The sequence below is a fragment of the Bradyrhizobium nivariense genome (assembly GCF_029846695.2).
In the GTDB taxonomy this organism is placed as follows: Bacteria; Pseudomonadota; Alphaproteobacteria; order Rhizobiales; family Xanthobacteraceae; genus Bradyrhizobium.
The window spans coordinates 97,573-123,465 of sequence record NZ_JARWCR020000002.1; the positions used below are offsets into that span (position 1 = coordinate 97,573).

General features: G+C 64.7%; 25 protein-coding genes. 9 read left to right on the top strand and 16 right to left on the bottom strand.

Translation table 11 applies throughout. From position 1 onward, the window contains the following. Positions 1-178: 178 nt before the first annotated feature. The 3 genes from QCM77_RS02365 to QCM77_RS02375 are packed head-to-tail and all read right to left on the bottom strand — an operon-like array spanning position 179 to position 2,980. Positions 179-1,057, bottom strand: coding sequence for an MlaD family protein (locus QCM77_RS02365; RefSeq protein ID WP_279667164.1), 879 nt, complete (start codon positions 1,055-1,057; stop codon positions 179-181). A gap of 16 nt (positions 1,058-1,073) precedes the next feature. Then, the gene (locus tag QCM77_RS02370) at positions 1,074-1,844 is read right to left on the bottom strand and encodes an ABC transporter ATP-binding protein (RefSeq protein ID WP_007612400.1); all 771 of its coding nucleotides are present in this window, start codon (positions 1,842-1,844) and stop codon (positions 1,074-1,076) included. Between the two features lie 2 nt (positions 1,845-1,846). After that, the gene (locus QCM77_RS02375) at positions 1,847-2,980 is read right to left on the bottom strand and encodes an MlaE family ABC transporter permease (protein ID WP_279667162.1); all 1,134 of its coding nucleotides are present in this window, start codon (positions 2,978-2,980) and stop codon (positions 1,847-1,849) included. A 143-nt stretch (positions 2,981-3,123) separates the two neighbouring features. Here QCM77_RS02375 and dgcA point away from each other — a divergent pair, with 143 nt between their 5' ends. Then, entirely contained in the window at positions 3,124-4,119 is a 996-nt protein-coding gene (gene dgcA, locus QCM77_RS02380; protein ID WP_279681784.1) for an N-acetyl-D-Glu racemase DgcA, read from the top strand. Here dgcA and QCM77_RS02385 read toward each other — a convergent pair. Beyond that, entirely contained in the window at positions 4,089-5,285 is a 1,197-nt protein-coding gene (locus tag QCM77_RS02385) for an MFS transporter (RefSeq protein WP_279681785.1), read from the bottom strand. The genes dgcA and QCM77_RS02385 overlap by 31 nt on opposite strands. Positions 5,286-5,360: 75 nt before the next feature. Here QCM77_RS02385 and QCM77_RS02390 point away from each other — a divergent pair, with 75 nt between their 5' ends. Further along, a complete protein-coding gene (locus tag QCM77_RS02390; RefSeq protein ID WP_279681788.1) occupies positions 5,361-6,749 on the top strand; it encodes a hypothetical protein in 1,389 nt (462 codons plus the stop codon). A 196-nt stretch (positions 6,750-6,945) separates the two neighbouring features. Here QCM77_RS02390 and QCM77_RS02395 read toward each other — a convergent pair whose 3' ends face one another. Next, a complete protein-coding gene (locus QCM77_RS02395) occupies positions 6,946-7,305 on the bottom strand; it encodes a hypothetical protein (RefSeq protein WP_279667158.1) in 360 nt (119 codons plus the stop codon). A 97-nt stretch (positions 7,306-7,402) separates the two neighbouring features. Beyond that, a complete protein-coding gene (locus QCM77_RS02400; protein ID WP_279681790.1) occupies positions 7,403-7,771 on the bottom strand; it encodes an RbsD/FucU family protein in 369 nt (122 codons plus the stop codon). Between the two features lie 118 nt (positions 7,772-7,889). Here QCM77_RS02400 and QCM77_RS02405 point away from each other — a divergent pair, with 118 nt between their 5' ends. Further along, on the top strand, positions 7,890-9,686 hold the full coding sequence (locus tag QCM77_RS02405) for a caspase family protein (RefSeq protein ID WP_279681792.1): 1,797 nt from the start codon (positions 7,890-7,892) through the stop codon (positions 9,684-9,686). Between the two features lie 265 nt (positions 9,687-9,951). Here the strand turns inward: QCM77_RS02405 and QCM77_RS02410 are convergent, their stop codons facing one another. The 4 genes from QCM77_RS02410 to thiD all read right to left on the bottom strand — a co-directional run bounded on the left by QCM77_RS02410 (position 9,952) and on the right by thiD (position 13,903). Beyond that, the gene (locus QCM77_RS02410) at positions 9,952-10,935 is read right to left on the bottom strand and encodes a threonine/serine dehydratase family protein (RefSeq protein ID WP_279681793.1); all 984 of its coding nucleotides are present in this window, start codon (positions 10,933-10,935) and stop codon (positions 9,952-9,954) included. Between the two features lie 61 nt (positions 10,936-10,996). After that, positions 10,997-12,085, bottom strand: coding sequence for a glycosyltransferase family 4 protein (locus QCM77_RS02415; RefSeq protein ID WP_279681795.1), 1,089 nt, complete (start codon positions 12,083-12,085; stop codon positions 10,997-10,999). Further along, entirely contained in the window at positions 12,085-12,897 is an 813-nt protein-coding gene (locus QCM77_RS02420; protein WP_279681796.1) for a UDP-2,3-diacylglucosamine diphosphatase, read from the bottom strand. The genes QCM77_RS02415 and QCM77_RS02420 overlap by 1 nt, the downstream gene beginning before the upstream one ends. A 205-nt stretch (positions 12,898-13,102) precedes the next feature. Further along, positions 13,103-13,903, bottom strand: a complete 801-nt coding sequence (gene thiD / locus QCM77_RS02425; RefSeq protein WP_279681798.1) for a bifunctional hydroxymethylpyrimidine kinase/phosphomethylpyrimidine kinase — start codon at positions 13,901-13,903, stop codon at positions 13,103-13,105. Between the two features lie 130 nt (positions 13,904-14,033). Between thiD and QCM77_RS02430 the strand changes: the two genes are divergently transcribed. The 4 genes from QCM77_RS02430 to QCM77_RS02445 all read left to right on the top strand — a co-directional run bounded on the left by QCM77_RS02430 (position 14,034) and on the right by QCM77_RS02445 (position 16,478). Next, positions 14,034-14,279 carry an Lrp/AsnC ligand binding domain-containing protein gene (locus QCM77_RS02430; protein ID WP_211398452.1) on the top strand — a complete coding sequence of 82 codons (246 nt, stop codon included), beginning with the start codon at positions 14,034-14,036 and terminating at the stop codon, positions 14,277-14,279. A 107-nt stretch (positions 14,280-14,386) separates the two neighbouring features. Next, a complete protein-coding gene (locus tag QCM77_RS02435) occupies positions 14,387-14,809 on the top strand; it encodes a PqqD family protein (protein ID WP_279681800.1) in 423 nt (140 codons plus the stop codon). After that, positions 14,799-15,791 carry a phosphoenolpyruvate carboxykinase (ATP) gene (locus QCM77_RS02440; RefSeq protein WP_279681802.1) on the top strand — a complete coding sequence of 331 codons (993 nt, stop codon included), beginning with the start codon at positions 14,799-14,801 and terminating at the stop codon, positions 15,789-15,791. The genes QCM77_RS02435 and QCM77_RS02440 overlap by 11 nt, the downstream gene beginning before the upstream one ends. 6 nt (positions 15,792-15,797) lie before the next feature. Continuing rightward, positions 15,798-16,478 (top strand): glycosyltransferase family 2 protein, encoded by a 681-nt coding sequence (locus tag QCM77_RS02445; RefSeq protein ID WP_279681804.1) that lies wholly within the window; start codon positions 15,798-15,800, stop codon positions 16,476-16,478. Here the strand turns inward: QCM77_RS02445 and QCM77_RS02450 are convergent. After that, complete coding sequence (locus QCM77_RS02450; protein WP_279681805.1) at positions 16,453-18,036, bottom strand: nucleotidyltransferase family protein; 1,584 nt, start codon at positions 18,034-18,036, stop codon at positions 16,453-16,455. The genes QCM77_RS02445 and QCM77_RS02450 overlap by 26 nt on opposite strands. A gap of 178 nt (positions 18,037-18,214) precedes the next feature. Continuing rightward, positions 18,215-19,144 carry a c-type cytochrome gene (locus tag QCM77_RS02455; RefSeq protein WP_279682067.1) on the bottom strand — a complete coding sequence of 310 codons (930 nt, stop codon included), beginning with the start codon at positions 19,142-19,144 and terminating at the stop codon, positions 18,215-18,217. Between the two features lie 156 nt (positions 19,145-19,300). Between QCM77_RS02455 and QCM77_RS02460 the strand changes: the two genes are divergently transcribed. After that, the gene (locus QCM77_RS02460; RefSeq protein ID WP_279681807.1) at positions 19,301-19,717 is read left to right on the top strand and encodes a CHRD domain-containing protein; all 417 of its coding nucleotides are present in this window, start codon (positions 19,301-19,303) and stop codon (positions 19,715-19,717) included. 116 nt (positions 19,718-19,833) lie between these two features. On the opposite strand, the gene QCM77_RS02465 is transcribed toward QCM77_RS02460, so the two are convergent. Then, positions 19,834-21,129, bottom strand: coding sequence for a cystathionine gamma-synthase family protein (locus tag QCM77_RS02465; protein WP_279681809.1), 1,296 nt, complete (start codon positions 21,127-21,129; stop codon positions 19,834-19,836). 395 nt (positions 21,130-21,524) lie between these two features. Beyond that, entirely contained in the window at positions 21,525-22,028 is a 504-nt protein-coding gene (locus QCM77_RS02470) for a Phasin protein (protein WP_279681810.1), read from the bottom strand. A 425-nt stretch (positions 22,029-22,453) separates the two neighbouring features. Between QCM77_RS02470 and QCM77_RS02475 the strand changes: the two genes are divergently transcribed. Continuing rightward, positions 22,454-22,621 (top strand): hypothetical protein, encoded by a 168-nt coding sequence (locus QCM77_RS02475; RefSeq protein WP_279681812.1) that lies wholly within the window; start codon positions 22,454-22,456, stop codon positions 22,619-22,621. A 327-nt stretch (positions 22,622-22,948) separates the two neighbouring features. Here QCM77_RS02475 and QCM77_RS02480 read toward each other — a convergent pair whose 3' ends face one another. Then, positions 22,949-23,398 (bottom strand): cytochrome c, encoded by a 450-nt coding sequence (locus QCM77_RS02480; protein WP_279681814.1) that lies wholly within the window; start codon positions 23,396-23,398, stop codon positions 22,949-22,951. A gap of 99 nt (positions 23,399-23,497) precedes the next feature. Continuing rightward, the gene (locus QCM77_RS02485; protein WP_279681815.1) at positions 23,498-25,807 is read right to left on the bottom strand and encodes a xanthine dehydrogenase family protein molybdopterin-binding subunit; all 2,310 of its coding nucleotides are present in this window, start codon (positions 25,805-25,807) and stop codon (positions 23,498-23,500) included. Between the last annotated feature and the right edge of the window lie 86 nt (positions 25,808-25,893).

The window sequence follows — 25,893 nt, forward strand, 5'->3', positions numbered from 1 at the left end:
TAGGAACGAAGCGATCGACCAAACATTCGATGTCGTCCTGGCGAAAGCCAGGACCCATTACCCCAGGGAGGAGTTTGGCGAAGATCAGTCGTTCGGTACTCCCATCGACCGCAAATCGACGCACCTCGCGGTATGGGTCCTGGCTTTCGCCAGGACGACATCGGGGAAGCACTGTGCGCTATTGCCGCTTGCGCTCGTTCGTGGCGGGCTTCGACGGCTCCGCTGGCGGCGGAGCGGCTGCCGGTGCGCTGTTGCTGGCGCCGAACAGGACGCGGGTCGGGTTGCGGTCGAAATTGTTGACGGCGCGGCTGATGTCGCCCAGCGTGCGGCGGCCGTCGGTCATCAGCGCGCCGGAGCGCTTGTCGAAATCGTCGGCCAGTTCGCGGATCGACTTCACCGCCTGGAACAACTCGCCGCCATCCTTGCCGCCGGCCAGCGTGTTGAGGCCGAGCATGAGATTGTCGGCCTTGTGCATGACGCCGTCGACCTTGGCCATCACGCCGTCGATCTTCTCGGAGTTGCGGGCGAGCGAGTTGGTGAAGGTCTCGAGATTCTTCAGCGAGTTCTTCACCGATTCCTGGTTGTCGGCGACGATCTTGTTGATGTTCTGGAGCGTGCCGCGGATCGCCTCGGTGACGTCCTGGAGCTTGTTGGGATCGGCGGTCAGCGTGGGGATGCCGTCCTCGTCGAGCGATGGCGCAGGTGCCGCCTCCTCGCCGCCCTTGAGCGAGATTGCGGCGACGCCGGTCAGGCCCTGGAATTCGAGGCCGACCAGGGTGTCCTTGCGGATCGGGGCGTTGTTCTCGACCATGGCGAGTGCGACAACCCGCCGCGGGTTGTCGAGCTTCACCGAGACCACCTCACCCACCCGGATACCGTTGAAATTGACGCTGCCACCGTTGCGCAGGCCCGCGGCCGGGCCCTCGAACACGACGCGCAGGGGGCTACGCTGCTTGGTGGTGTGCAGCGACTGAAACCACAACACGAAGCCGATCGCGGCGGCGATCACCGCCAGCGTGAACGACCCGATCAGCACGTAATTTGCGCGCGTTTCCATCAGCTACTCCGGCACCTCAGCCCATCACCGCGCGAGCGCGCTTGCCATGGAAATATTGCCTCAGCCAGGGATGCTGCGAGGCCTGCATGTCGGCGATCGACCCTGCCGCAATGATCTTACCGTTCCCTAAAACGGCGATGCGGTCACATGCGGTGTAAAGGCTATCGAGGTCGTGCGTTACCATGAAAACGGTCAGCCCCAAAGTGCGCTGGAGGGTCCTCACCAGCTCGTCGAAATCGCCGGCGCCGATCGGGTCCAGGCCCGAGGTCGGCTCGTCCAGGAAGACGAGATCCGGGTCGAGCGACAGCGCGCGCGCCAGCGCCACGCGCTTGATCATGCCGCCCGACAATTCCGAGGGAAAGCGATCGGCGACTTCGGGCTTGAGGCCGACCATGGTGAGCTTGGCGATGGTGATCTCGTCCATCAGCCGCTGCGACACCCGCAGATATTCGCGCATCGGAAACTGGATGTTCTGCCGCACCGTGAGTGAGGAGAACAGCGCGCCCTGCTGAAACAGCACGCCCCAGCGCCGCTCCACGTTGCGACGCTGCGACGTATTGGAGGCATCCAGATCGACGCCGAAGACCTCGATGCTCCCTGCGACCTTCGGCACGAGGCCGATGATCGTGCGTGTCAGCACGGACTTGCCCGCGCCGGAAGGGCCGACGAAGCCAAGGATCTCGCCGCGCTTGACGTCGAGGTCCAGCCCGTCGAGCACGCGCGTCGCGCCGAACTGCACGGTGATGTCGCGGACGCGGATGATGGGGTTCTGGATCTCGCCTGCCATCGTCACATCCCGATCGAGGCGAAGAAGATGGCGAACACGCCATCCATGACGATGACGAAGAAGATGCCCTTCACCACTGACGCCGTCGTGTGCTGTCCGAGCGATTCCGCGCTGCCTTGCACGGCGAGACCTTCGACGCAGGCGACGATGCCGATCACGGCGGCCATCACCGGTGCCTTGACGATGCCGACGATGAAATGGTCGATCGAGATGGCGTCGCGCAGGCGCAGCAGGAAGGCTTCGGGATCGACGCCGCCATAGAGCCAGGCGACAAGACCGCCGCCATAGAGCGCGGCCATCGCGCCGAGGAAGGCCAGGATCGGCAGCGCCATCACCAGCGCCAGCATGCGCGGCAGAACCAGCACCTCGATCGGGTCGAACCCCATGGTGCGCAGTGCGTCGATCTCCTCGCGCATCTTCATCGAGCCGAGCTCGGCGGTGTAGGCGCTGCCCGAGCGGCCGGCGACCATGATCGCGACCAGGAGGACGCCGATCTCGCGCAACACCAGCACGCCGAGCATGTCGACGACGAAGATGTCGGCGCCGAACCTGCGGAAATGGAAGATGCCCTGCTGGGCAATGATGCAGCCGATCAGGAAGGTGATCAGCACCACTATCGGCACCGCGCGCCAGCAGACCTGCTCGAGATGATGCACGGTCGAGGTCAGGCGGAACGAGCGCGGATGAATCAGGGTGCGCGCCCCCGCCGCGAGCACCGCGCCGAGCATGTCGATCAGGCCTGCGACCGTGCCGGCAACACCGGCCACGGCCCGGCCAATCTGCTCCAGCATACCGGTGATGGTGACCGCACTGGTGTCGATGACGGGCGTCGCCCTGACCCGCCGCACCTCGTCGACGAGGCTCGAATAGTTGGCGGAGAGCCCCGCGATCTGCGCCTCGACGGCGCCTTGGGTCAGGCTCCGGCGCAGCCGTTCGATCAGCCAGGCACCGAAAGTGTCGAGCTTGGCCACCTCGGAAACGTCGATGAAGATGCTTTGCGAACCGCCGGCGAGCTTCTCGGCGTCGGCCACCATCCGCTCCAGGACCGGCGCGAAGCTCGCGGTCCAGGTTCCGGTGGCGCAGAGTGCCAGCGCATTGCCCTTCGCAATCCGTTCCAGCTTCGGATCGCCGCTCAAGATGTCCGCTCCCGTGCCGGGGCGCGAGAAACGGATGAAATCAGATGGTTGCGCACGCGCCCTTACCTAGAGAAGGTATCCCCAACTGGTTAACGTTAGTTGCTAGAGGTAACTAGCAGGTTCAGATTTCGCCAGAGTTCAAAATGACTTCCAGCAAAGTTCCGGCCCTTGCCGCGCGAATCGAGCGCTTTCCCATCGCCGGCAGTTTTACCATCAGCCGGGGCGCCAAGACCGAGGCCGTGACCGTCGTGGCCGAGGTCAGCCGGGACGGCCTGACCGGCCGCGGCGAATGCGTGCCCTATCCCCGCTATAGCGAGACGCCCGAGGCGACCTTTGCCGCCATCCAGGCCATGCAGGAGGCCGTGGCCGGCGGCCTCACCCGGCGGGCCCTGCAAGCCGCCATGCCGCCCGGCGCGGCCCGCAATGCCCTGGATTGCGCCTTGATCGATCTGGAAGCCAAGGCGGCCGGCCTGCGCGCCTGGAGCCTGCTCGACCGCCCTGCGCCGGGCGAGCGCACCACGGCCTACACGATCTCGCTGGGCACGCCCGAGGCCATGGCGGCGGCGACCGCCAAAGTGGCGCACCGGCCGTTGCTCAAGATCAAGCTCGGCGGCGACGGCGACGGGGAGCGGATCGCGGCTGTGCGCAAGGCCGCCCCCGAATCCGAGCTGATCGTGGATGCGAACGAGGCCTGGACCGAGGCCAATCTGGAGCACAATCTTGCGGCCTGCGACGCCGCCGGCGTCACCCTGGTCGAGCAGCCGCTGCCGGCCGGAAAGGACGACGCGCTGGCGCGGATCAAGCGCCCGTTCGTGGTCTGCGCCGACGAGAGCGTGCACGACCGCTCTTCGCTTGCGCCGCTCCGCGCGCGCTACGACGCCGTGAACATCAAGCTCGACAAGACCGGCGGCCTCACCGAGGCGCTTGCCATGGCGGACGCGGCGCAGGCGCTCGGCTTCGAGATCATGATCGGCTGCATGGTCGCAACCTCGCTGTCGATGGCTCCGGCGATGCTGGTGACGCCGCAGGCGCGCTTCGTCGATCTCGACGGCCCGCTGCTGCTGGCGCGCGACCGTGAGTACGGGCTGCGGTACGACGACAGCCTGGTCTATCCGCCGGACTCTTCACTGTGGGGATGAGCTTTCAGCCGGTGCCGCGCCGACCAGATGAGCAGTGCGCCGGCGGCGGCCATCGCGGCCATGACGTAATACAAGCCGTCGCCAATGCGGGCATAGATCGCGCCTGACGCGATCGAGGTGGTCGCACCCAACAACCCGTTGCAGGCGGCGTAATAGCCCTGCCCCCGCGCGATCTGATGCGAGGGCACGCGCTGCACCAGCAGGTTCATCGTGCCGACGATCGTCATGCCGAAGGAGAGACCGTGGCCGAGCTGCACGATCGCGAGCAGTGCGAGCGGCGGCTCCTGCGCGGTGACGATCCAGCGCACCACGGCGCTCAGTCCCCCGATCGCGATCAGCGTGGACGGCTGCAGCGAAAAGCGCGGCGACAGCGCGAACACGACGATCTCGGCGATCACGCCCAGCGTCCAGAGCCCCGCGATCGTCAGCCCGCCGAGGCCATGGAGCTGCCAGCTGATGGCGGAGAAGGTGTAAAAGGCGATGTGACTGCCCTGGATCAGCGCGGCCGAGGCGATCACGGCCCAGAAGCCGCCATCACGCAGCAAGGCCTTGCCGGCATGCGTCGCGGTGGCCCTTCGCCTGACATCGTCGAGCGGCTGGAGCAGCAGGCTGGCGAGAACCGCAACGACGGCCCACGCGACGATGACCCAGATCAGATCGCGCGCCGCGATGTGGTCGACGAGATAGCCGCAGGCGAGCGAGCCGGCGGTGAAGGCCGCCGAGCCCCACAGCCGCAGCGGACCGTATTCGAGCCCGTAACGGGCGACACCGCGCAGCGCATAGGCATCGGTCAGCGGCATCGTCGGCGTCCACATTATGCAGGTCAGTGCGTAAATCAAAAACAGCGCCAGCGGCTGCTGCTGCAGGCCGGCCGCCGTTAAGCCCATCGCCGTCGCCAGCACCGACACCATCATGGCAGCGCGAATGGCATGTCGCTTTTCGGCAAAGGCCGTGATTTGCGGCAGCGTGGTGAAGCGCGTGATCGACGGCAGCGCGTTGATGAGGCCGATCCATGCAGCATCGATGCCGATCGCCTTCAGCCAGAGCGGGAAGAACGGCATATGCGTGCCCGAGACCGCAAAGATGGCCGCGTAGAACAGCGCGAGGCTGACGGCGAATCGCCGTTTCACGGATGCTGGTGTGGGGATTTGTGATTCGGGTGCCATCAAACCAATTGCGATTCGGTCGATATCGTGGTGATCGTTACTGTAACGCGCCGTGATTTGCGCGACGAGATTGACATGGCCAACGAAGCATTCGCCCTCTCGCCTATGTCTGCCCGCGCGGCCGAGCCGAACGAGCAGGATTACGACGCGATCCGCGAAGCCTTCATGGAGACCGCGCGCGGCCGCTGGTTCCTCGGCGAATACGCCAAGCGCAACCGCAATGCCGACACGCGCATGGTGCTCGACGCGGTCGCGAAAATCGAAGAAACCCTTGCGGCACAGCGCCAACCCGTGGTCGAGGACCGCCTGCCCGAGGCGCTGGTCGCGATCCGGCACGCGATCCGCGAAGCCGAGACCATCGCGATCGCGGCCTTCGATCCCGCGGCGATCGAGGCGAGCCTCGCGCCAATCCCGCGCGGCCTTCGCATCATCAAGGAGATCTCCTGGCGCTGGCGCGAGATCGGCGCCGACGGGCGAATCTGCGACCTGATTGATTCGCAGCTCGCGTCCATCGAGGCGGCCTGCGCGCAAGTTTCGACCATCGACCCCCGCGCCGACCTCAAGGCCGCATTCGATCTGCTCAAGGAGCGGATCGACCAGACCGACGGTGACGCAACCCCGCAGGCTGCGGGTCCCTCGCCGGCCCCGGTGCAGGACGCACCGTCGTCCGTGGCGGAAGCTTCGCCTGCGGAAGCCGCGCCCGCGGCGATGGCCAGCGAAGTACCCGTGGCTTTTACGGAGGCGCCGCAGGACATCGCAGAGGCGATCGGGCCCGAAGCAGAAGCGGAAGCAGCCGGCGTCGCTGAAGCTTTCTCCGTTGCCGCGCAGGCGATGGACGCCGCCCTGGAGCCGGAGACCGTCGCCGAGAGCCAGATCGCGCCTGAGGACGCCGCTTTTGAAGAGCCGGCCGCTGAGCGCGCCGCCTTCGCGGAGGTGATGGACGAATTTTCGCTCGACGCCGCCGCGGAAGCCGAAGACGAAGCCATACTCGAGGCCATCGCACTGGAGATGGCCGCGCCCGATCCGGAATTCGACGAGATCATCGAGCCGGTCGAGATGGAGGCGGCCGTTCCGGAGCCGGTGGTTGCAGAGACCGCAGCGTCCATTGCAGCCGAGATGCCGATCGCACCCGAGCCGGCCGCCGCGCCGGTCGTGGAGGAGCCCGTAGAGGAAGCGCCGATCGCGATGGAATCGCTTGCGCGCCTCACCAACGCCATTGCGGAAGCCGCCGCCGAAGTGATGGAGCAGCCGGCGCCGGCCATGGCAGCCATCGCGACATTCGGCGCAGCGCCGACCACGACGCTGCCGATGCCCTCGCCCTTGCCCGATTCCTCGCCCGAGCCGTCGCTCGGCGCCACTATCCTCGCCAGCGGCATCCTGCAAAGGCCCCGCGCCGCCGCAAACGATCGCATGGCGCCCATCCGCCGCATGACCCAGGCCGAGAAGATCGCGTTTTTCTCGTAAGGGGCGCGCATCCTCCCTCTCGTGTCCCGGACAAGCTGCAACGCGCGAGCGTTGCGGCGCAGAGCCGGGACCCGGATGGCGACACAGTATGGCGCGGATGGATGGGCCCCGGCTCTGCAGCGCACCGCTAAAGCAGCGCTGCGCTGCGTCCGGGGCACGAGAACGAGCCGCGGCCGCGCGAGATTAGCTCAGCCCATCACCCGCAATTCCACACCGCGCCGATCGGCGTTCGCGTCCAGCACGGACCAAAACTGCCGCCATTGTAGCGGCCGCCGCCGAAGCCGGGCCGGCCGAAATAGCGCCACTCACCGTCCCAGCCATAATATTGGGGAACCGGGTCGATGTACCAGTGGCGCCGGTCGCTGGGCGACATGCGGCGCATCGCTTCCTTCTGCTTATAGAGCGGAATGCTGTTGCTCAGCGGCTGGCGATAGCCCGGCAGGAAGCCGTAGCCATGCCAGGCTTGCTTCGGACGCTTTTGAATTGACGCAGCGGGCGCGACGGCTGGCAGCAGCGACAGGATGATAGCAACAGATAGACACATAAGGCGCGACATGGATCGACGATAGACAGTCGAGTCCGGAAACGCCATTCAAATTCGAGTGCAAAACTATTTGCACATCGCGCGCCAATCGGATGGTCCGAAACTTCGCCTAGCCGATCACACCCTTCCTGATCAGGAAGCATCCGTAACCCCTGCTGTCGCCGACCTGCACGACGCCAAAACCTGCCGCCGCCGCGCGATAAAAATCCGGCCGGGAGAGTTTTCCGGGCGTGACGGGGCGGCCGGTGGCGCGTTCGATCTCGGCGAGCACCGCGCGCTGCACGTCGGGGACGCGGTCGGGATCGTCGACCGGCATCATCACGCGCACCGGATCGGGATCGAAATCGTCGAGCGGATAGACCGACATGATGGCGCGGATCGCGGTCTCCATGCGCATGCCCGGCAGCTGGATCAGGCGCTGCGAATTCGTGCTCTGCGCGATGCGGGTCGCAGGATGATTGGCATCGGCAGGTTCCAAGCGTGATTCAGATCACGCAGCCTACCATGGTGATGGCGATCACGGACCTCAAACTCGAACGCGGCCAAGCTCGCCGGCAACCAATCTCGTATCGAGATCAGTGCCAGAGGAGCACGCCATGTTCCGCCTAAAGCCTTTCCTGATGACTGCGGGCCTGCTGGGAAGCCTGTTCGGCTTCGCCTGCGGCCCTGTTTCCGCGCAAGTCGCCCCGGTCGAGCCGGCTCCCACCGCGCTGCAAGGCCCTGAGCAGCGGGTCGCGCTGGTGATCGGCAATTCGAACTACCAGAACGCGCCGCAGCTCGCCAATCCCGACAACGACGCGGAGTCGATGGCGAAGTTCCTGAACTCCGCCGGCTTCGAGGTGGTCGCCGCGACCGACCTGACCCAGAACGACATGCTCAAAGTGGTGCAGGACTTCTCCGCAAAAGTGTCCGCGCGCGGTCCGAACACAGTGGCGATGGTCTATTACGCCGGTCACGGCGTGCAGCTCGCCGGCGAGAACTATCTCGTTCCCGTCGATGCCAAGGTCTCGAGCCAGACCGAGCTCGTCAACAATTCGGTCCGTCTGGTCGACGTGATGTCGACGCTGGAGACGATCCCGAGCCGCATGCGCATCGTCATCCTCGATGCCTGCCGCAACAACCCGTTCCCCAACGTGAATGACGCCGGCCGCGGCTTGGCAATCGTCGATGCCCCGAACGGCTCGATCGTCGGCTACTCGACCGCGCCGGGCGCCGAAGCGCAGGACGGCTCCGGCGGCCACAGCCCCTACACGCAGGCCTTCCTGAACGTCGCGCGCGAGCCCAACGTCCCGATCGAGCAGCTGTTCAAGCGCGTTCGCCTCGAAGTGAACCAGACCACCAGCGGCGCGCAGATCCCGTGGGAGAGTTCGTCGCTGACGTCTGACTTCACCTTCTTCGGCGACACCGCTGTTGCCGCCAACCGCGCGCCGGTGAATGCGCCGGTGGTGCAGATGGCCTCCAACCTGCCGAGCCGCTCGACCCGCCAGGCCTATGACTACGTCGTGTCAGAAGCACGGCCGGAGTACTATCAGGAGTTCATCCAGATGTATCCGCACGACCCGCTGTGCGATCACATCCGCTGGCTGCTCTCCAACCTGCTGCTCACGCAGGCCTGGCACAAGGCGGTGCTCGCGAACTCGCCGCTCGGCTACAAGAGCTTCTACGACAGCTACGGCAACACCCCCTATGCGCAAGTCGCGCTGAAGCTGCAGATGCAGCCGAAGCAGATCCCCTTGATGCAGGCGACCAAGTTCCTGGCGCCGCAGAATATCGCCCCGACCTTCAAGATCGGCAATCTGGGCCAGCCCAAATACATGCCGCTGCAACAGGGTAATGGCGGCGCGCAAGTGAACGGCAATTTGCCGATCGTGCAGAAGTCGGGCGACAACAACGCGATCGGCAAGCTCGGCAATGGCGGTCAGATCGTCAACCTGCCGGCGGGCAACAATCAGCCCAGCCAGCAGAACGGCACGCCGTCGCAGACCCCGGGCAAGATCGTCACCCTGCCTGCGCCGACCAACACCACGACCACCAATGGCGGCATCGGCAAGATCGTGACTTTGCCCACGACCAACAATACCCAGAATGGCGGCAGCAATTCCGGCACTGCCTACGGCACAACTGGCAAGATCGTGAGCATGCCGGTGAATGTCGGCAAGGGCGGCACCAACGTCGATGCGAAGCCGGTCAATGGTCAGGTGCAGAACAACCCGATCCGTATCAACAACGGCGCGAAGATCAACAACAACCCGGTGAACAAGGTGCAGGTCCAGAACGACAACCACCCGCAGTTCAACACGACCAGCCGGATCGGCAGCAACAACTTCCGCCAGTCGATGAACCAGAGCCAGGGTAGTAACGGCGGCAACAATCACCGCGGCTTCATGCAATGATCGCCACGCAGAAGGTGTGCTCCCTCTCCCGCTCGCGGGAGAGGGCGGGGGTGAGGGTTTCTCCGCAACGGGACAGTTAGCGACTTACCGAGAGTATCCCATTTGGAGAGAGCCCCCACCCGGCGCTTCGCGCCGACCTCCCCCGCAAGCGGGAGAGGCTGCACCGAGCAAGCGGCAACTTCGAATTCACCAAACGACAAATACACAAAGGGGCAGAGCGGTGACGCTCTGCCCCTTCTTCATGTCAGAAGATCAGGCCGGAAAATCAGGCCACCAGCTCGGCGAACAAATCGGCATCGACATTGCCGCCGGAGAGCACGATGACGACGTTCTTGCCGGCGACGTCGAGGCGTCCCGCCAGCAGCGCGGCCAGGCCCACCGCTCCGCCCGGCTCCACCACGAGCTTCAACTCGCGATAGGCGAACGCGACGGCCGCGCCGACTTCCTTGTCCGACGCGGTGACGCCGCGCGCGAGCAGCTTGCTGTTGATCGCAAACGTCATCTCGCCGGGGATCAGGGCCATCAGCGCATCGCAGATGGTGCGGCCTGCCGGCCCGTGCGGCTCGCGATGACCTGCGGTCAGCGAAAGGCCGTGGTCGTCGAACGCCTCGGGCTCGGCCACGACGATTTGCGCCAGCGGATAGCGCGCCTTCACCGCGGTCGCAACGCCCGCGATCAGGCCGCCGCCGGAGGCCGGGGCCACCACGATGTCGGGCGTAAGGCCGAGCGCTGCCATGTCTTCCGCAATCTCACGGCCTGCGGTGCCTTGGCCGGCAATCACGAAGGGATCGTCATAGGGCCTGACCAGCGTCGCACCGCGCTTCTCGGCGATGCCGCGCGAGATCGCTTCGCGGTCGTCGCGGTCGCGGTCGTACAGCACGACCTCGGCGCCATAGGATTTGGTGCGCTCGCGCTTCGAGAGCGGCGCATCCGCGGGCATCACGATGGTCGCCTGCATGTCGAGGATTTTTGCCGCCGCCGCCACGCCCTGGGCATGGTTGCCGGAGGAGAACGCGACCACGCCGCCGGCGCGCTTGTCCTGCGGGATCGAGGCGACCTTGTTGAAGGCACCGCGGAACTTGAACGAGCCGGTGCGCTGGAGCATCTCCGGCTTCAGGAACACCTTTGCACCGACGCGCTCGTTGAGCACGGGAAAGGACAGCAGCGGGGTGCGGACGGCGAAGGGCGCGATCACGCGGGCTGCGGCATCGATATCGGCAGGGCCGATCGGGAGGAGCTGTTCGGTCATATCAGATGTTATCGCGGCGGATGAGGCGCGGGCAAGACATCTCCGCGCGAGGATTAGGCTCTCAGGCGACGAATCGCGCCGGCTCCGCCCCATTCCGGCCCGGCAGCACCGCGCCGACCGCCCAAATGCTGTCGATAAAAGCCCGGGCCGAGGCCTCCCAGGTGTAATTGGCGGCGAACGCGACGCAATCCTGCCGGGAGATGTCCAGCGCGGCGAAGCAAGCGCTGCGCAGATCGTGATCGAGCGCGCCGACCGGCGCATCGCCAATGACGTCGCGGGGCCCCTTCACCGGGAACGCCGCGACCGGCAGGCCGCTCGCGAGCGCTTCGAGCAGGACCAGGCCAAACGTGTCGGTCTTGCTCGGAAACACGAACACGTCGGCGGCAGCGTAGATGTCCGCCAGCTCCTCGCCGTGCTTTTCGCCGAGGAAGATCGCGTCCGGATAGGCCTCCTCCAGCGCGACACGCGCCGGACCGTCGCCGACGATCACCTTGGTGCCGGGCAGGTCGAGGTCGAGGAACGCCTCGAGATTCTTCTCCACCGCAACCCGGCCGACCGAGAGGAACACCGGTGCCGGCAGACAGAGATCGATCGCGCGGGGATGGAACAAATGGGTGTCGACGCCGCGCGGCCACAGCACCACATTGTCGAAGCCGCGGTCGGTCAGCTCGCGGGCGAGCGCAGGTGTTGCCGCCATCACGGCGCGGCTGGGGCTGTGGAATCGGCGCAGCGCCCGCCAGATCAGGGAGCCCGGCACCGGCACCCGGGCGCGGACATATTCCGGAAAGCGGGTGTGGAAGCTGGTCGTGAACGGCAGCTTGCGCTGGCGGCAATAGCGGCGCACCATCAGGCCGATCGGACCCTCCGTCGCGATGTGGATGCTGTCCGGGTGCGCCTCTTCGATCAGCTTCGCGATCCGTGCCGGGCGCGGCATGGCCAGCCGGACGTCCCGATAGCTCGGCATCGCAAAAGTGCGGAACGATTGCGGCGTCAGGAACGTGAATTCGACGCGAAGAACTTCGACGCCAAGACCCTGGACGCCAAGACCCTGGACACTAAGCCCCTTGGCGGCGTCAGCAAGCTTGGTCAGCGTCCGAACCACACCGTTGACTTGCGGGTGCCAGGCGTCAGTCGCGACCAGGATGCGCATCAGGCTGCCCTTGCCGCGACCTGCGGGACTTGTGCCGGCTTCTGCGCCTGGTCCGCCCAGGTGATGATCTCGAAACGGCCGTCGTCGTGCTCGACCAGTGCCGTGCAGCTCTCGACCCAGTCGCCGCAATTCATGTAGCGGATGCCGCCCTCGTCGCGGATCACAGCGTAGTGGATATGGCCGCAGATCACGCCGTCGGCGTCGTGGCGCCGCGCCTCGGCGGCGAGCGCCTGCTCGAACGCGCCGATATAGTTGACGGCGTTCTTGACCTTCTGCTTGGCCCATTGCGACAGCGACCAATAGGGCACTTTGAACATGCGCCGGAAGAAGTTGACGAAGCGATTCATCTGGATCGCGAAATCGTAGGCCTTGTCGCCGAGATGGGCGAGCCAGCGTGCGTTCTGCACCACGAGGTCGAAGATGTCGCCGTGGATGACGAGATAGCGCTTGCCGTCCACGCCGGTGTGGACGGTGTTCTCGACGACGTCGATGCCGCCAAAATGCGTGCCGTAATAGTTGCGCAGGAACTCGTCGTGATTGCCGGGGATGTAGATGACCTTGGCGCCCTTGCGCGCCTTGCGCAAAAGCTTCTGGACCAGATCGTTGTGCGATTGCGGCCAGTGCCAGCTCGATTTCAGCGCCCAGCCGTCGACGATGTCGCCGACGAGATAGATCGTGTCGGCATCATGGAAACGCAGGAAGTCGAGCAGAAGGTCGGCTTGAGAACCGCGGGCCCCGAGATGAACGTCGGAGATGAATAAGGTGCGAAAGCGCCTTTCAGGGCTCTCGTCACTCACATCGTAACTTCCCATGCGACAGCCTGTAACAATATCCCGTGACAGGGGGATGACAATTGAACCTTTGAGGCACCCTCAGATACGAATCAAACCTCGCCTCGCCCTCCCCGCGAATATCAGTCGCATGCGACAATCAGGCGACATGAAGCCGCAGCGACCTCCGCAAGAACCCGGAACTGCATGGCTGGATGGGTTAACAGCCGCGCGGTCGCGGCCGGCGTCAGTAAAATCGGTGGAGATGATGGATCGGCCCGTGGCCGTGACCAACGCTGAAGCGGTCGGCGGCCGCGATCGCCGCACTGATCCAGGCCTTGGCGTTGCGCACCGCCTCCTGAAGCGTCTCGCCCTTGGCGAGACCCGCAGCAACCGCCGACGACAGCGAGCAGCCGGTGCCATGGGTGTTTTTGGTGGCGACGCGGGGTGCGGCGAGCGCAATCGTGTTTTCGGAATCGACGAGATAGTCAACGCTCTCGGCGCCCTCGCCGTGCCCGCCCTTGATCAGGACCGCACGGCAGCCGAGCGCGAGCAGGCGGCGCCCCTGGCTCGCGATGTCGGCCTCGCTTGCCGCGACTGGCTCGTCGAGAAGAGCCGCGGCCTCCGGCAGATTGGGCGTGATCACCGAGGCCAGCGGCATCAGCCTCGTACGCAGGGCGTCGATGGCTTCGGACGCGAGCAGGCGATCGCCCGACGTCGCCACCATCACGGGATCGAGCACGATGTGCCCAGGTGCCCAGCGCGACAGCGCGGCTGCGATCGCATCGATGCTGGCAGCTTGTGCCACCATCCCGATCTTGACCGCGCCGACATTGAGATCGGAGAACACGGCGTCGATCTGCGCGGTGACGAACTCGGCCGGCACGGCGTGAATGCCGGTGACGCCGCGCGTGTTCTGCGCCGTCAGCGCCGTGATGGCGGAAGCACCGAAGACACCGAGCGCGGCAAAGGTCTTCAGGTCGGCCTGGATGCCGGCGCCGCCGCTCGAATCGGAGCCTGCGATGGTGAGCGCCACGGGGGTCGTCATAGGGCGATTTTCCGCTTCCTGGGGACCATGGCCCGTCCTAGCGCGCACCCCGGTGCCCCGCAAGTTCGCTTGCCAAATCCGGCCGGTTTTGGCCTATTAGCCGGTCAGATATGCCTTCGGAGTGACTGCTATGGTTCCTTTTTTCGTCCAGATCAAATGCAAGCTCGGCCAGTCCTATACGGTCGCCAATGCGCTTGCCGAAGCCGAGATCGCCTCCGAGATCTACTCCACGGCCGGACATTACGATTTGCTGGTGAAGTTCTACGTCGACAACGACACCGACATCGGCCACTTCATCAACGAGAAGGTGCAGGTGCTGCCGGGCATCCAGGACACCCTCACCATCATCACCTTCAAGGCGTTTGGGGCGACCTAGCTGCCTTGAATTGACGCAAGCCGCACGATCGCGCGGCCGGGCGCCTGTGCTAGCGTCCGGGCCTTGAATTGAAGTTCTTGGGAATTGAAGCGAGTACCGAGCAAGTCATGGCCCTCACCACCACGGTGCCGCTGCTGATCAGCCAGCAATTCGATAGTGAAGTGGTGTTGGCCAACTATCAGAATGGCGTCTACTACAACCTCGACGGCAGCGCTGCGCAAGTCTGGCTCGGCCTCAAGGCCAACCGAACGGTTGAGGGGATCGCGAGCGCTTTAGCTGCCGCGACCGGCGGCGATGCCGCCTCCATCACGCCGCAGGTGCAAGCCTTCGTCGACAGCATGCTGGCAGAGGGTTTCATCGCTGAAGGCGCGGCCGATGCGGACGTCGAGACATGGACGCCGGTGCTGTCGGGCGCATTCGCCGCCCCCGAATTCCAGCGCTTCGACAATCTGCGGGAGCTCTTGCTGATGGACCCCGTGCACGATGCCGGCGATGAAGGCTGGCCGCTGCGCGAGTCTCATGAAAGCTAGCGGTCTCATCTGGCAGGAGATCGCGGCGGTCTTCGCCAGAACTGTGTCGGAACCGATCGAGGCGCATGCCCGCTGCGGCCCGTTCTCGCTGCGTCTCGGCTTTGCCTCGCAGGATCTGGCCGGCACGTTCCTGCCGGCCTACATCCGGAGCACGCCTGATCGCGTCGATCTTGACCTGCGCTTCATCACGGCGGGCCACCATGATCTCGCGGCCCTGGTGCCGGAGGCCTCCGAGCGCCCGCGCCTGCTGATCGAGGACGGCATTTATTCGGTGTGGCAGCCGGCCGTCATCCCCGTGCTGTTTGCGGTCGATCTCACAGCAAAGCGCGGCATCGCCTGGCTGCCGAAGGGCGAGGCGCCGCCCTGGATCCGCAGCCGGCCGGCGATCTCGCTGATCCACGCCATGATGCACGATACGCCCTGGTGCGCGGTTCATGGCGCGGCTGTGGGAAGCGACGCAGGCTTCACGCTATTGGCCGGCGAAGGGCACAGCGGCAAGACCACCGCGGCGCTGGCCTGCGCCAAAGCCGGCTGGCGCTATGCGGGTGACGACTTCGTCGCTGTGAACAGCGAGACCGGCCGGATCGAGCCGCTGTTCTGCTCGGCGCGGCTGCGCCCTGCCCTGGTTGAGACGTTTCAGAGCTTCATCGGCGAAGCCACGCCGGTCTCGGATTTCAACGGCGAACCGCGCCACGAATTGAGTCTCGCCAATCTCGGCGACCGGATCGGCGGCGGCAGGCTGCGCGCGACTTTCATCCCGCGCCGGCGCGGCGCTGTAACACCCGAATTCACTCCGGCGCGGCAGTCGGACGCATTTCGCGCGCTGCTGCCGACCACGGCCTACGAATTGCCGGGATGGCCGAACGAGATCGCCGCCAAGGTGGCGCGGATCGCGGGGCTTGCGCCGGTGTTCTTCGCCGATACCGGCACCGTGCCGATGGACATCCCCGCCGCCTTCGCCCGCCAACTGGAACGGCTGTGAGGCCGCATGCGCGTCTCCGTGGTCATCGCCGCCTACAATTCCGAGGCCTACATCGCCGAGGCGATCGAGAGCGTGCTCGGCCAGACCATCCTGCCCGATGAGGTCATCGTCGTCGACGACGGATCGAGCGACGGCACGCGCGGCATTCTCGACCGGTTCGGTGATCGGATCGTCGCGTTCACACAGACCAACAGCGGCCAGGCCGTCGCCGTGAACAAGGGCCTCGCGATGGCGCGCGGCGAGCTGATCGGCTTCTGCGATGCAGACGACCTCTGGACTCCGCGCAAGCTCGAGATGCAGCTGGCACTGCTCGATCATGACGGCAACATCGACGCCGCCTTCGGCAAGGTGCAGCAATTCGTCAGCCCCGACGTGCCGGAGGCGCAGCGCGCGCGCCTCGAGCCGGCCGTCGAGATCATGCCGGGTGAGCTCAAGCAATGCATGCTGATCCGGCGCCCCGCACTCGACCGGTCCGGTCCGTTCGACGAGACGCTGCCCGCGACTTTCTTCATCGCATGGCTCGGCCGCGCCAAGCAGGGCGGATTGAAAATCGCGCATGTCGACGACGTCGTCGTGCGGCGCCGGCTTCATCTCGGCAACGGCGGCCGCACCAACACGGACGCCCAAAATCTTCAGACGCTGATGGCGCTGCGCCAGGCCATCAAGGCGCAGCGGCCGCCGGAGTGAACACCGGCACGCCGTTGATCGAGACTGACTTCACGAACAGACCAAGCAGGCGGTGGTCGATCGAGTGGCCGATATCCATCGGACGCCCGGGATCGCGCATCCGCAGCGCGACGACGATTTTGCGCCTGTCCGTGCCGACGATTTTTGCGCTCAGCGCAATCTTGAACGGCATCGGATCGTTGCGCCCCGCGGCGATCTGCAACACCTCACCCGCGCCGGCATAGGCCGCGAAGCGAAAACTCTCCGTGCCCGGCGGCAGGAACGGTATCACCGCAAGCGCGACGGCGGCATGCGGCTGCCCGTCAATCGGCATTTCGATGACCGCGAACTGATGGTCGGTCCACCGCCCCTCGTCCTCCGGAATGGAAAACCCCTGCCCGAACCAGACGTCGTGTCCTCGCAGCGGATGCGTCGCGCGTGCGGCCTGCTGCCAGACCCGCTTCAGGATCGTTTTCCGAAACAGGGGAAAGTGCACGGCACTGGCATCGAATGCGGCCATGGCGGCGCCCGGGAGCTTTGGCCAATCCAGCAAGCGGAAAGGCGCCTTGAACTGCGCGCGCAGCGACGTGAAGAAGGCGACCCCGAACTGCTGCCATTGCGTACGCTGCGCCCACGGCACCGCGCGGACGGCGATCTCGACGGATTTCCCCGGCGGACCGTAGCGCCACAATCCCTCCACCAGACCGTCCGGCACCAGAGCCGGCATCTCCCGTGCGACGAGATCGAGCAATTGCGCGGCGAACAGGCTGCCGCCGTACCGCGTCACGAGCGCGCGAAAGCGATCCCAATCGACCCTGTTGCCAGCGCTTTCCAGGACATGCACGACCTCGAGCGCGCGGAACACCATCTCCTTCTGGTCCGCCGGCTCCGGCCGCATCGCCGCGATCGCCAGATGCTCGGCAAGGCCGGGGATCAGCACCTCATGCGTCAGCAGCGTCGCTGTCTCGGCGGTGCGAAACAGCTCCTCGGTAAAGCTCTCGTCGTCGAGCCAGAACAGCGCGCGCCAGTGCAGGTCGATGGCCCGGCCGAGCCCGGCCCGCGACATCGCGACCGCATGGATGTCGCGGTCGAAATCGGACTCCGAGAACAGCTCCACCCGCATGCCGTGGCTGCGGAACGAAGCCTGCCGCAGCACCTCGATCGCGCGGGGCGCCTCTTTGCGTCGGACCAGGAGATCGTAATCTCCCGTCATGCGCTTCGCCATGTAGCTTTCGTCGCGCGCAAACAGCGCGCCGCCCTTGATCAGCAGCGCGGCGATGCCGGCGGCCTTCAGCGCCGCGCAGGCCTCGACGACATCGCGGACCCGCGTCGCGTTGGACAGCCAGACGTGCTTGACGACACCGCGCATGCGTTTGGTGTCGGCGTCGGCGATCCCGGCCCTGTCGGCGGTGGCGACGAGCAGCGGCATGGTGCGGTAGACGACCTCGTCCGCCGCATCGTGCGGCTCGGACGCGCGCCAGGCCTGATAGGCGTCGATTGCGGTCTGCCCCTGGCCGAGGGCGGCCCTGAAAAGCGTGAGATAACGCGGCTTCAGCGCGGTCGGGAGTTTTGGCGCCATCTCAACCGAACGGTTGAACCGTGCGGCCCGCCTCGTCTGCCCCTGCAAAATCACAAGTCGAAACGATCAGCCACAGCCACGCAAGAACTCGACACCCCATCGTGGCGCACTTCCAATTCCCAACCGGCAACAAAGGATGCGGGCGCAGTCCCGGCGTGTCAATTGGAAAGGGTTGGCTTCAGGCGCCACCCTCCTTGCGCTTCGGGCGCGGCGGACCGTCCACCGGCGGCAGCGATTTGACATAGTCCGCCATCGCCGCGAGATCGTCGTCCGACAATTGCGAGGTGTTCTTGATCACCCGCGTCATCGCGCCGCCGACGCTGTCGCCGTCGGGCAGTTCGCCGGTCTTCAGGAAATAGGCAATATCCTTCGCGCTCCACTCGCCAAGGTGCTTCTGGGTGATGTTGGGCACCCATCCCTCGCCTTCCGGATTGGGCCCGCCGGCGAAGCGTTCTCCGGCGATGATGCCGCCAAGCGCATTGCGCGGGCTGTGGCATTCCGCGCAATGGCCAAAACTGTTGACGAGATAGGCGCCGCGATTGAATTGCGGCGACTTCGCGCTGTCGGCGACGAAGGGCTTGCCGTCCATGAACAGGAATTTCCAGATGCCGACGTTGCGCCGGATATTGAACGGAAAGCGCATATCGTGGTCACGCACCTTGCCTGCAACGGCCGGCAGCGTTTTCAGATAAGCGAAGAGATCGAGCACGTCCTCGCGCCTGGCATGCTGATAGGACGTGTAGGGAAAGGCCGGAAAATAATGCTGTCCGTCCGGCGAGACCCCGTGCATCACTGCGTTGACGAATTCCGCGTCGCTCCATTTGCCGATGCCGTAGGTCGGATCGGAGGAGATGTTCGGCGCGTAGAACGTTCCGAACGGCGACTTGATCGCGACGCCGCCGCCGAGCCTGGCACGATCGGGCCGGTCGGGGACGGCATGGCATGAGGCGCAGCCGCCGGCGTTGAACATCACCTCGCCATTGGCAAGATCAGGGACGTGGGCAGGCGCGGTGCCCGCGGCCGCCACCACCGGCGCGCTGAGCCACCAATAGACGCCGGCTGCGGCGAGTGCGGCGAGCAGCGCCACGGAGATTGTTCGTCGCAATATGCGGTCCTTTCGTCGTCGCGGCGAACCTTATGACCGATGTCTTCGTCGCTCCAGCCACGAAGAATTTAGCCCACCGCGGCCTGAAACGGGAATAAACTGAAATGCCGGCTGTTGGAAGTTTGGCAGCCCAAACGGGTTTCAGCAGGGAGAAGAGTCATGAACAAGACCGTCATCGCCATGTCAGTGCTCGGCGCCGTTGCCTTTGCGGGTTCGGCCAACGCGGAAAAGCTGAAAGCAACGCTCGACGCCAAGTCCGAGGTGCCCGCAACGACCAGCAGCGGCACCGGAACGGCCGATCTGGACTACGACGCCGCCAGCAAGAAGCTGTCCTGGAAGGTCACCTATTCCGGCCTGTCCGGCCCCGCCACGGCCGCCCATTTCCACGGACCTGCCGAGGCCGGCAAAAACGCCGGCGTCGCGGTCGCGATTCCGAATGCGACGTCCAGCCCGGCCGAGGGCTCGGCGACACTGACCGACGCGCAGGCCGCCGATCTGCTCGCCGGCAAGCTCTACGTCAACATCCACACCGCGGCCAATCCGGGCGGCGAGATCCGCGGTCAGGTGACGAAGTAAGTCTCACGGCTGCTTCGTCGGCGAAGGCCGGACGCTGGAGGCAGCGTCCGGCCTTTTCGATGTTTGGGCCGGGTCAATCCGAAGCCGCGCACAAGGCGCGATCCCGGCCGCAGGCGTCACACGTCAGGTTCGGCCGCGTTCAGCGCCTGCGCGAGGTCGGCAAGCAGATCCGACGGGTTTTCGATGCCGATCGACAGCCGGATCGTGGAATCGAGCACGCCGATCTTCCGGCGGATGTCGGCGGGAACGCCGGAATGAGTCATGGTGGCAGGCAGGCTCGCAAGCGACTCCGTTCCACCAAGGCTCACCGCCAGCTTGAGGATCTGCAGCGCGTTGAGGAATTTCATGGCCGCCGCCTTGCCGCCGACGATGTCGAACGAGAACGTGGATCCGGCACCCGAGCATTGCCGCGCGAACACAAGTCCGGCCGGCGAAGCCGCCTCGTGATGACCGAGATAGTGCACCTTGGCCACCTTGGGATGATCGCGCAGATAGTCCGCCACGACGCGTGCATTCGCATCGGCCTTTTCCATGCGCAGGCTCAGCGTCTCGAGCGACCGGTTGATCATCCAGCAGGAATGCGGATCGAGCTGGGTGCCGATGGCGCCCCGGAGCGCCTTGATGCCTTTCACGACCGCCTTCGAGCCGAGCGCGGCGCCCGCGATCAGATCTGAATGACCGCCGACATATTTCGTGAGCGAGTACAAGGAAATATCCGCGCCGTGCTCGATCGGCCGCTGAAACACCGGTCCGAGCAGCGTATTGTCGCAGGCGATGATCGGAATGTGTCCTTGGGTCTTTCCGATGACTTCGGCGACACGGCGCATCATCGCGATGTCGACCAGCCCATTGGTCGGGTTAGCCGGAGTTTCGATCAGGATCATCGAAACCCGGCCCTTGGGCATGGCCTCTTCCGCGGCCTGGCTGACCACAGCTTCGTCAACGCCATCGGCGAAGCCGACGGCACCGATCGACAGACGCGCAAGCGTATTCGTCAACAGGGTTTCCGTCCCGCCGTAGAGCGGCTGGGAGTGCAGAATGACATCGCCGGGGCGGACGAAAGCCAGGATCGTGGTTGCGATCGCCGCCATGCCGGATGAGAACAGCGCACAGCTCTCGGTGCGCTCATAGATCGCGAGCCTGTCCTCGACGATTTCGCTGTTGGGGTGATTGAAGCGCGAATAGACCAGGCCCGCGCCCATGCCTTCCGGCGGCTCGCGCCGGCCGGACACGAAATCGAAGAAGTCCTGCCCATCCTCGGCCGTCTTGAACACGAAGGTCGAGGTCAGGAACACCGGCGGCTTGACGGCGCCTTCAGACAGTTGCGGATCATAGCCATAGGTCAGCATCAGCGTTTCGGGATGCAGCATATGGTTGCCGATGTGCGTCTTCGACGGGAACGGTTTTACCATGGCTTGTCTCGCTGTTGACTGGGATCCGCGCCGCGCGTTGGAACTCCTGATGTCGTGAGGCATCAACGCCGCAACGGCGCGAGCAGACATAACCACTCTGACGGTGATCCGTCAGGCCATGCGAGCAGAATTTGCTGCGCCCCTCCCACCGCTGTCATTCCCCGCGACCCGTCTACGCCAAGGCTACGCCAGGGCTGCGGCCGAGGGGCGCCGAAGCCTTAGCGTAGGCGGCAGGCGGGGAATCCAGTATTCCAGAGACCTCAAACGTTCCTCGCGCTGTCACGGCGTACTAGTCGCGTAGGAGATACTTGATGTACCCAATTGCGTGACTGCTAAGCCCGACAACCACAAGTCCTTTGGCCGTCCGCCAAGAAACCGATATTGTGACCTTGCTCTTAGGAGATCCATCGCTTGGTATTTGCTTCAACCATCTCTGTCGAATGCTTCCGGAACATGGCGATCCGCTTGCTTGTGAATTCTGCAACTACACAGGGCAATTCAAGGGGCGCCCTAATCGTGGCAAGCCTTTGAGCGTATTCGAAAGCCAATTGCATGTTGGCTTGTGCCATTCCCAGTAGCATTGCTTGATAAGCCCGCATGTTTGCGTTGGCTGAGGAAAGAAAATCAATCTCTTTCTTTGAATCGTTCTCCGTCATCTGTTTGAAGTCAGCTTGTAAGACTGTCTCCGGATTTTTAACAAGAAGCTGACTCTCAACGAGGGCGTCTTGTTGTGAGTCCTCTGTACGCTTTGCAGACGGTTCATTCGAGTCTGCGCCCACGGGCCGCGGAACATTCGCTTTCGGGCTTCTGACAACAGCTTGAGCGGCCCGTTGGGCCTTCGCGACTATTCTGGGGCCGCGGGCATGCTTTGACGTCATTGCCGGCTTACGCTTGCTCATCTGACGCTCCAAGGATGATTTGGTCGACCACAAGGTCGTTGGCCAGACGACAACATGCTGTGCAGTGCATCGTTCCGAAGGCCACCTCGCCAGAGCAAGCTGACCGTCGAAGTGTGGACGTCTCGTCCGAAGATTAGTCCCGAAAATCCCGAATTGCCGCCTAGCCAGTATGTCGTTATCTGCGTGACCCACACCGGTAGCGGCATGACGCCCGAAACTCTCAGCCGCGCCTTTGAGCCGTTCCCCACGACGAAAGAGCCGGATTGCAGATCTAGGCGGCCAGGCCGCGGCGCTGGTCGCCCTGCGAGCTGATCCCGCCACAGATCCGGATACGCTTAAGATGGTGGAGGATTGGCCCGCATGGCCTCTGTGATCGAAAAGCGTATTGCCCTGCTGAGCAGCAGAAGCCCATCGTTGGTCGGCAAATGCATTTCATCAAGGCCGCTGATCGTGCCGACAGTGACCGGCAAATTGCCGAATTGCAGGCATCGGGAAAGGTCGGGCCTCGCGATGGCTTCCTCTCGCTCACCGGCTGGACCCCTTCCATTGAGGCGCGGCATGGCAAATTTTCAGGATCGGATCACCCAGCTTGAACAGCGGCACCGCCGGCGCCCGCCCGGGTTATCGTCCGAACGCCGGAAGTACCTCACTGATCGGGCCGTGACAGCGACCAGGAGGCGTTGCAGGAGCTCAACTTGCATCGACCGCGGATTATCCAGGCAAGCGCCCCATAGCACGCTGCGGCCCTCGCTGCCGGCCTGAGGCCGACAAATGAGCCGTGGCTGAGACAAAGGATTGAAAAGCTTGGGGGGCGACCGGGGCAACTCCCAACATCGCCGTGGCCACTTGCCCAATACCTGATTGTAACCCCGAAAGTTTTCGTCCGCGCTTATAGTCTGACGAGCGTGAAAAAACGCGTGCTACTTCAGCTTCAGACGATACGTCTCGTGGCAGTCGGTACAGCGGTCGTTCATCGCGGTGTAGGCGGCTTTCAGGCTCGCCACGTCGGTGATCTTGCCCTTGACCTCCGCGATCGCCTTCTGCACCGGCGGGATCTTGGAGTCGAAATCGGCCTTGTTCTGCCAGACCTTTGGCGAGGCGCCGTAGGTGGCGTTCACCACGTCCTGCTTGGGATTGACCTCGAAGGTCTTGGCGATCTTGGCGACGTCGGCCTCGAGACTGGCGATCGCCTCGTCGACGGCCTTCTGGTTGTAGGGCAATTCGCCCTTCGTCATCTTGAGGATGACGCCGTACATGCTCTTGGCCTGCGAGCGCATCAGATTGTCCTGCTGGACGGCAATCTCCTGCTGCGCCATCACGGCGCCCGCACCCAGAAGCAGGGTGCCCGCGACAATCCACGTTCGTTTCATCGGCTTGTATCTCCGGCTCGCAAGACGGTTTGGGGGGAAGAGGCCATTCATGGTTAGAACCCGGCGGCGGGGGTTTATTCCCGCCGCGGAGATCGGACCTCAGAGGCTGTGACGGCGATGGTGCTCGTTGATGGCGATCCACACCCGCTCCGCGGTCGCCGGCATGTCGATGTGGTCGATCTTGTACTCGCGCCAGAGCCCGTCGACGATGGCGTTGACGACGGCCGGACAGGAGCCGATCGCCCCGGCCTCGCCCGCCCCCTTCACCCCCAGCGGATTGGTCTTGCAGGGAACGTTGGCAGTCTCGAACACGAAGGCAGGTCCGTCCGCAGCGCGCGGCAGCGCATAATCCATAAAGGTCGCGGTGATGAGCTGGCCGTCGCTCGCGCCATAGACCACCTGCTCCATCAGCGCCTGGCCGATACCCTGCATGGCGCCGCCATGCACCTGGCCTGCCAAGAGCAGCGGATTGAGCGTCTTGCCAAAATCGTCGACGATCACGTAGTTGACGATTTTGATGATGCCGGTGGCCGGATCGATCTCGACCTCCGCGACATGGGTGCCATTCGGATAGGTGCCGTCGGCACTGGCAAACGTCGCGCTCGCGTTGAGCTTCGACGGATCGACGCCGGGACGCTTGGCGAGATCGGCGAACGAGATCGAACGGTCGGTGCCGGCGATGCGCACCAGGCCATCGGTGATCTCGAGGTCGCCGGCGCTGGCTTCCAGCGCCTGCGCCGCGATCTCCTTGAGCCGCGCGCCGAGCTCGCGGGTCGCACGCTCGACGCTGACACCGCCTGACGGGATCGAAGCCGAGCCGCCGGTCCCGAGGCCGGTGGCGATCATGTCGGTGTCGCCCTGGTGGACGTGCACGCGCTCGGGCGCAACGCCGAACTGCTCGGCAACGATCTGCGCATAGGCGGTCTGATGGCCCTGCCCGCTCGACTGGGTGCCAATCAGGACAGTGATATCGCCATTGGGATCCATCCGCACATTGGCGGTCTCCTCGCCCATGGTGCCGCAGACCTCGACATAGCTCGCAAGCCCGATGCCGCGGATCAGGCCGTTCTTCTTGGCCGCCTTGGCGCGCTTTCCAAACTCCTTCCAATCGGCGATCTCCATCGCGCGCTTGAGATGCGCGGCGAAGTCGCCGGAATCGTAGACCTTGCCGGTCGCGGTCTTGTAGGGCAGCGCCTTCGGCTGAATGAAATTCTTGCGGCGGATGGCATCCACCGTCATGTCGAGTTTGCGCGCACATGCGTCCACGAGGCGCTCGATGACATAGGCCGCTTCGGGCCGCCCCGCGCCACGATAGGCATCGACCGGTACGCTGTTGGTGAAGATGGTGCGCACCCGGCAGTGGAACGCCTGGATGTCGTAGAGCCCCGGCAGCATGCCGGCGCCGCCATGCGGAATGTAGGGCCCGAAGGTCGACAGATACGCGCCCATGTCGCCCATCAGGTCGCAATCCATCGCGAGGAATTTGCCGTCCTCGGCCAGCGCCATCTTCGCGGTGGTGACGTTGTCGCGGCCCTGCGCGTCGCCCATGAAATGCTCGGTGCGGTCGGCCGCCCATTTCACCGCTTTCTTCAGCTTTCGCGCGGCCACTGCCAAGAGGGCGTATTCCCGATAGGGAAACAGCTTTGTGCCGAAGCCGCCGCCGACGTCCGGGCAGATCACGCGCATCTTGTCGGTCGGGATGTTCAGCACGTTCTGGCAGAGGATATCGCGCAGGCGATGGCTGCCCTGGCTCCCGACCGTCAGCGTCAGATGATCGCGCTTGGCGTCGTATTCGCACACGGCGGCGCGCGCCTCCATGAAGCTCGCGACCACGCGCGGATTGACGATGGAGATTTCGGCGACCGTATACGCCTTGGCGAACGCAGCTTCGGTCGCAGCTTTGTCACCAATCGAAACGTCGAACAGCACATTGCCCGGCTTGTCCGGCCAGACCAAGGCTGCGCCCTTCTTCACGGCGTTGACGACGCCGGTCACCGCCGGCAGCGGGCTCCATTTGACGTCGATGGCCTCGATCGCGTCGCGGGCCTGGTCGATGGTCTCAGCCACGACGAAGGCGATGGAATCGCCGACATGGCGCACCTCGTCCTTGGCGAGGATCGGGTAAGGCGGCCCGGTGAAGGGATCTGTCTCGAGATTGAACAGGCAGGGCAGATTGCCGAGATCCTTGACGTCATCGGCGGTTAGGATCAGCGCGACGCCGGGAAGGGTGCGGGCGCGGCTCGCATCGATGGTGTATTTGGCATGCGCATGCGGCGAGCGCAGCATCAGGCAACGAAGTGCGGCCTGCGGCGCATAATCATCGGTATAGCGGCCCTTGCCGCGAATCAGCGCGTCGTCCTCCTTGCGCAGGACGCTCTGGCCGACGCCGAACTTGATGGGGGCTGCCATTTGATCTCCGTGTCCGCATGGTTGTTTTGCCGGCATATTGCCGTGGAAAAAGTAGCAAGGCAAACGGCTTTAGGCAGGCACGTTGT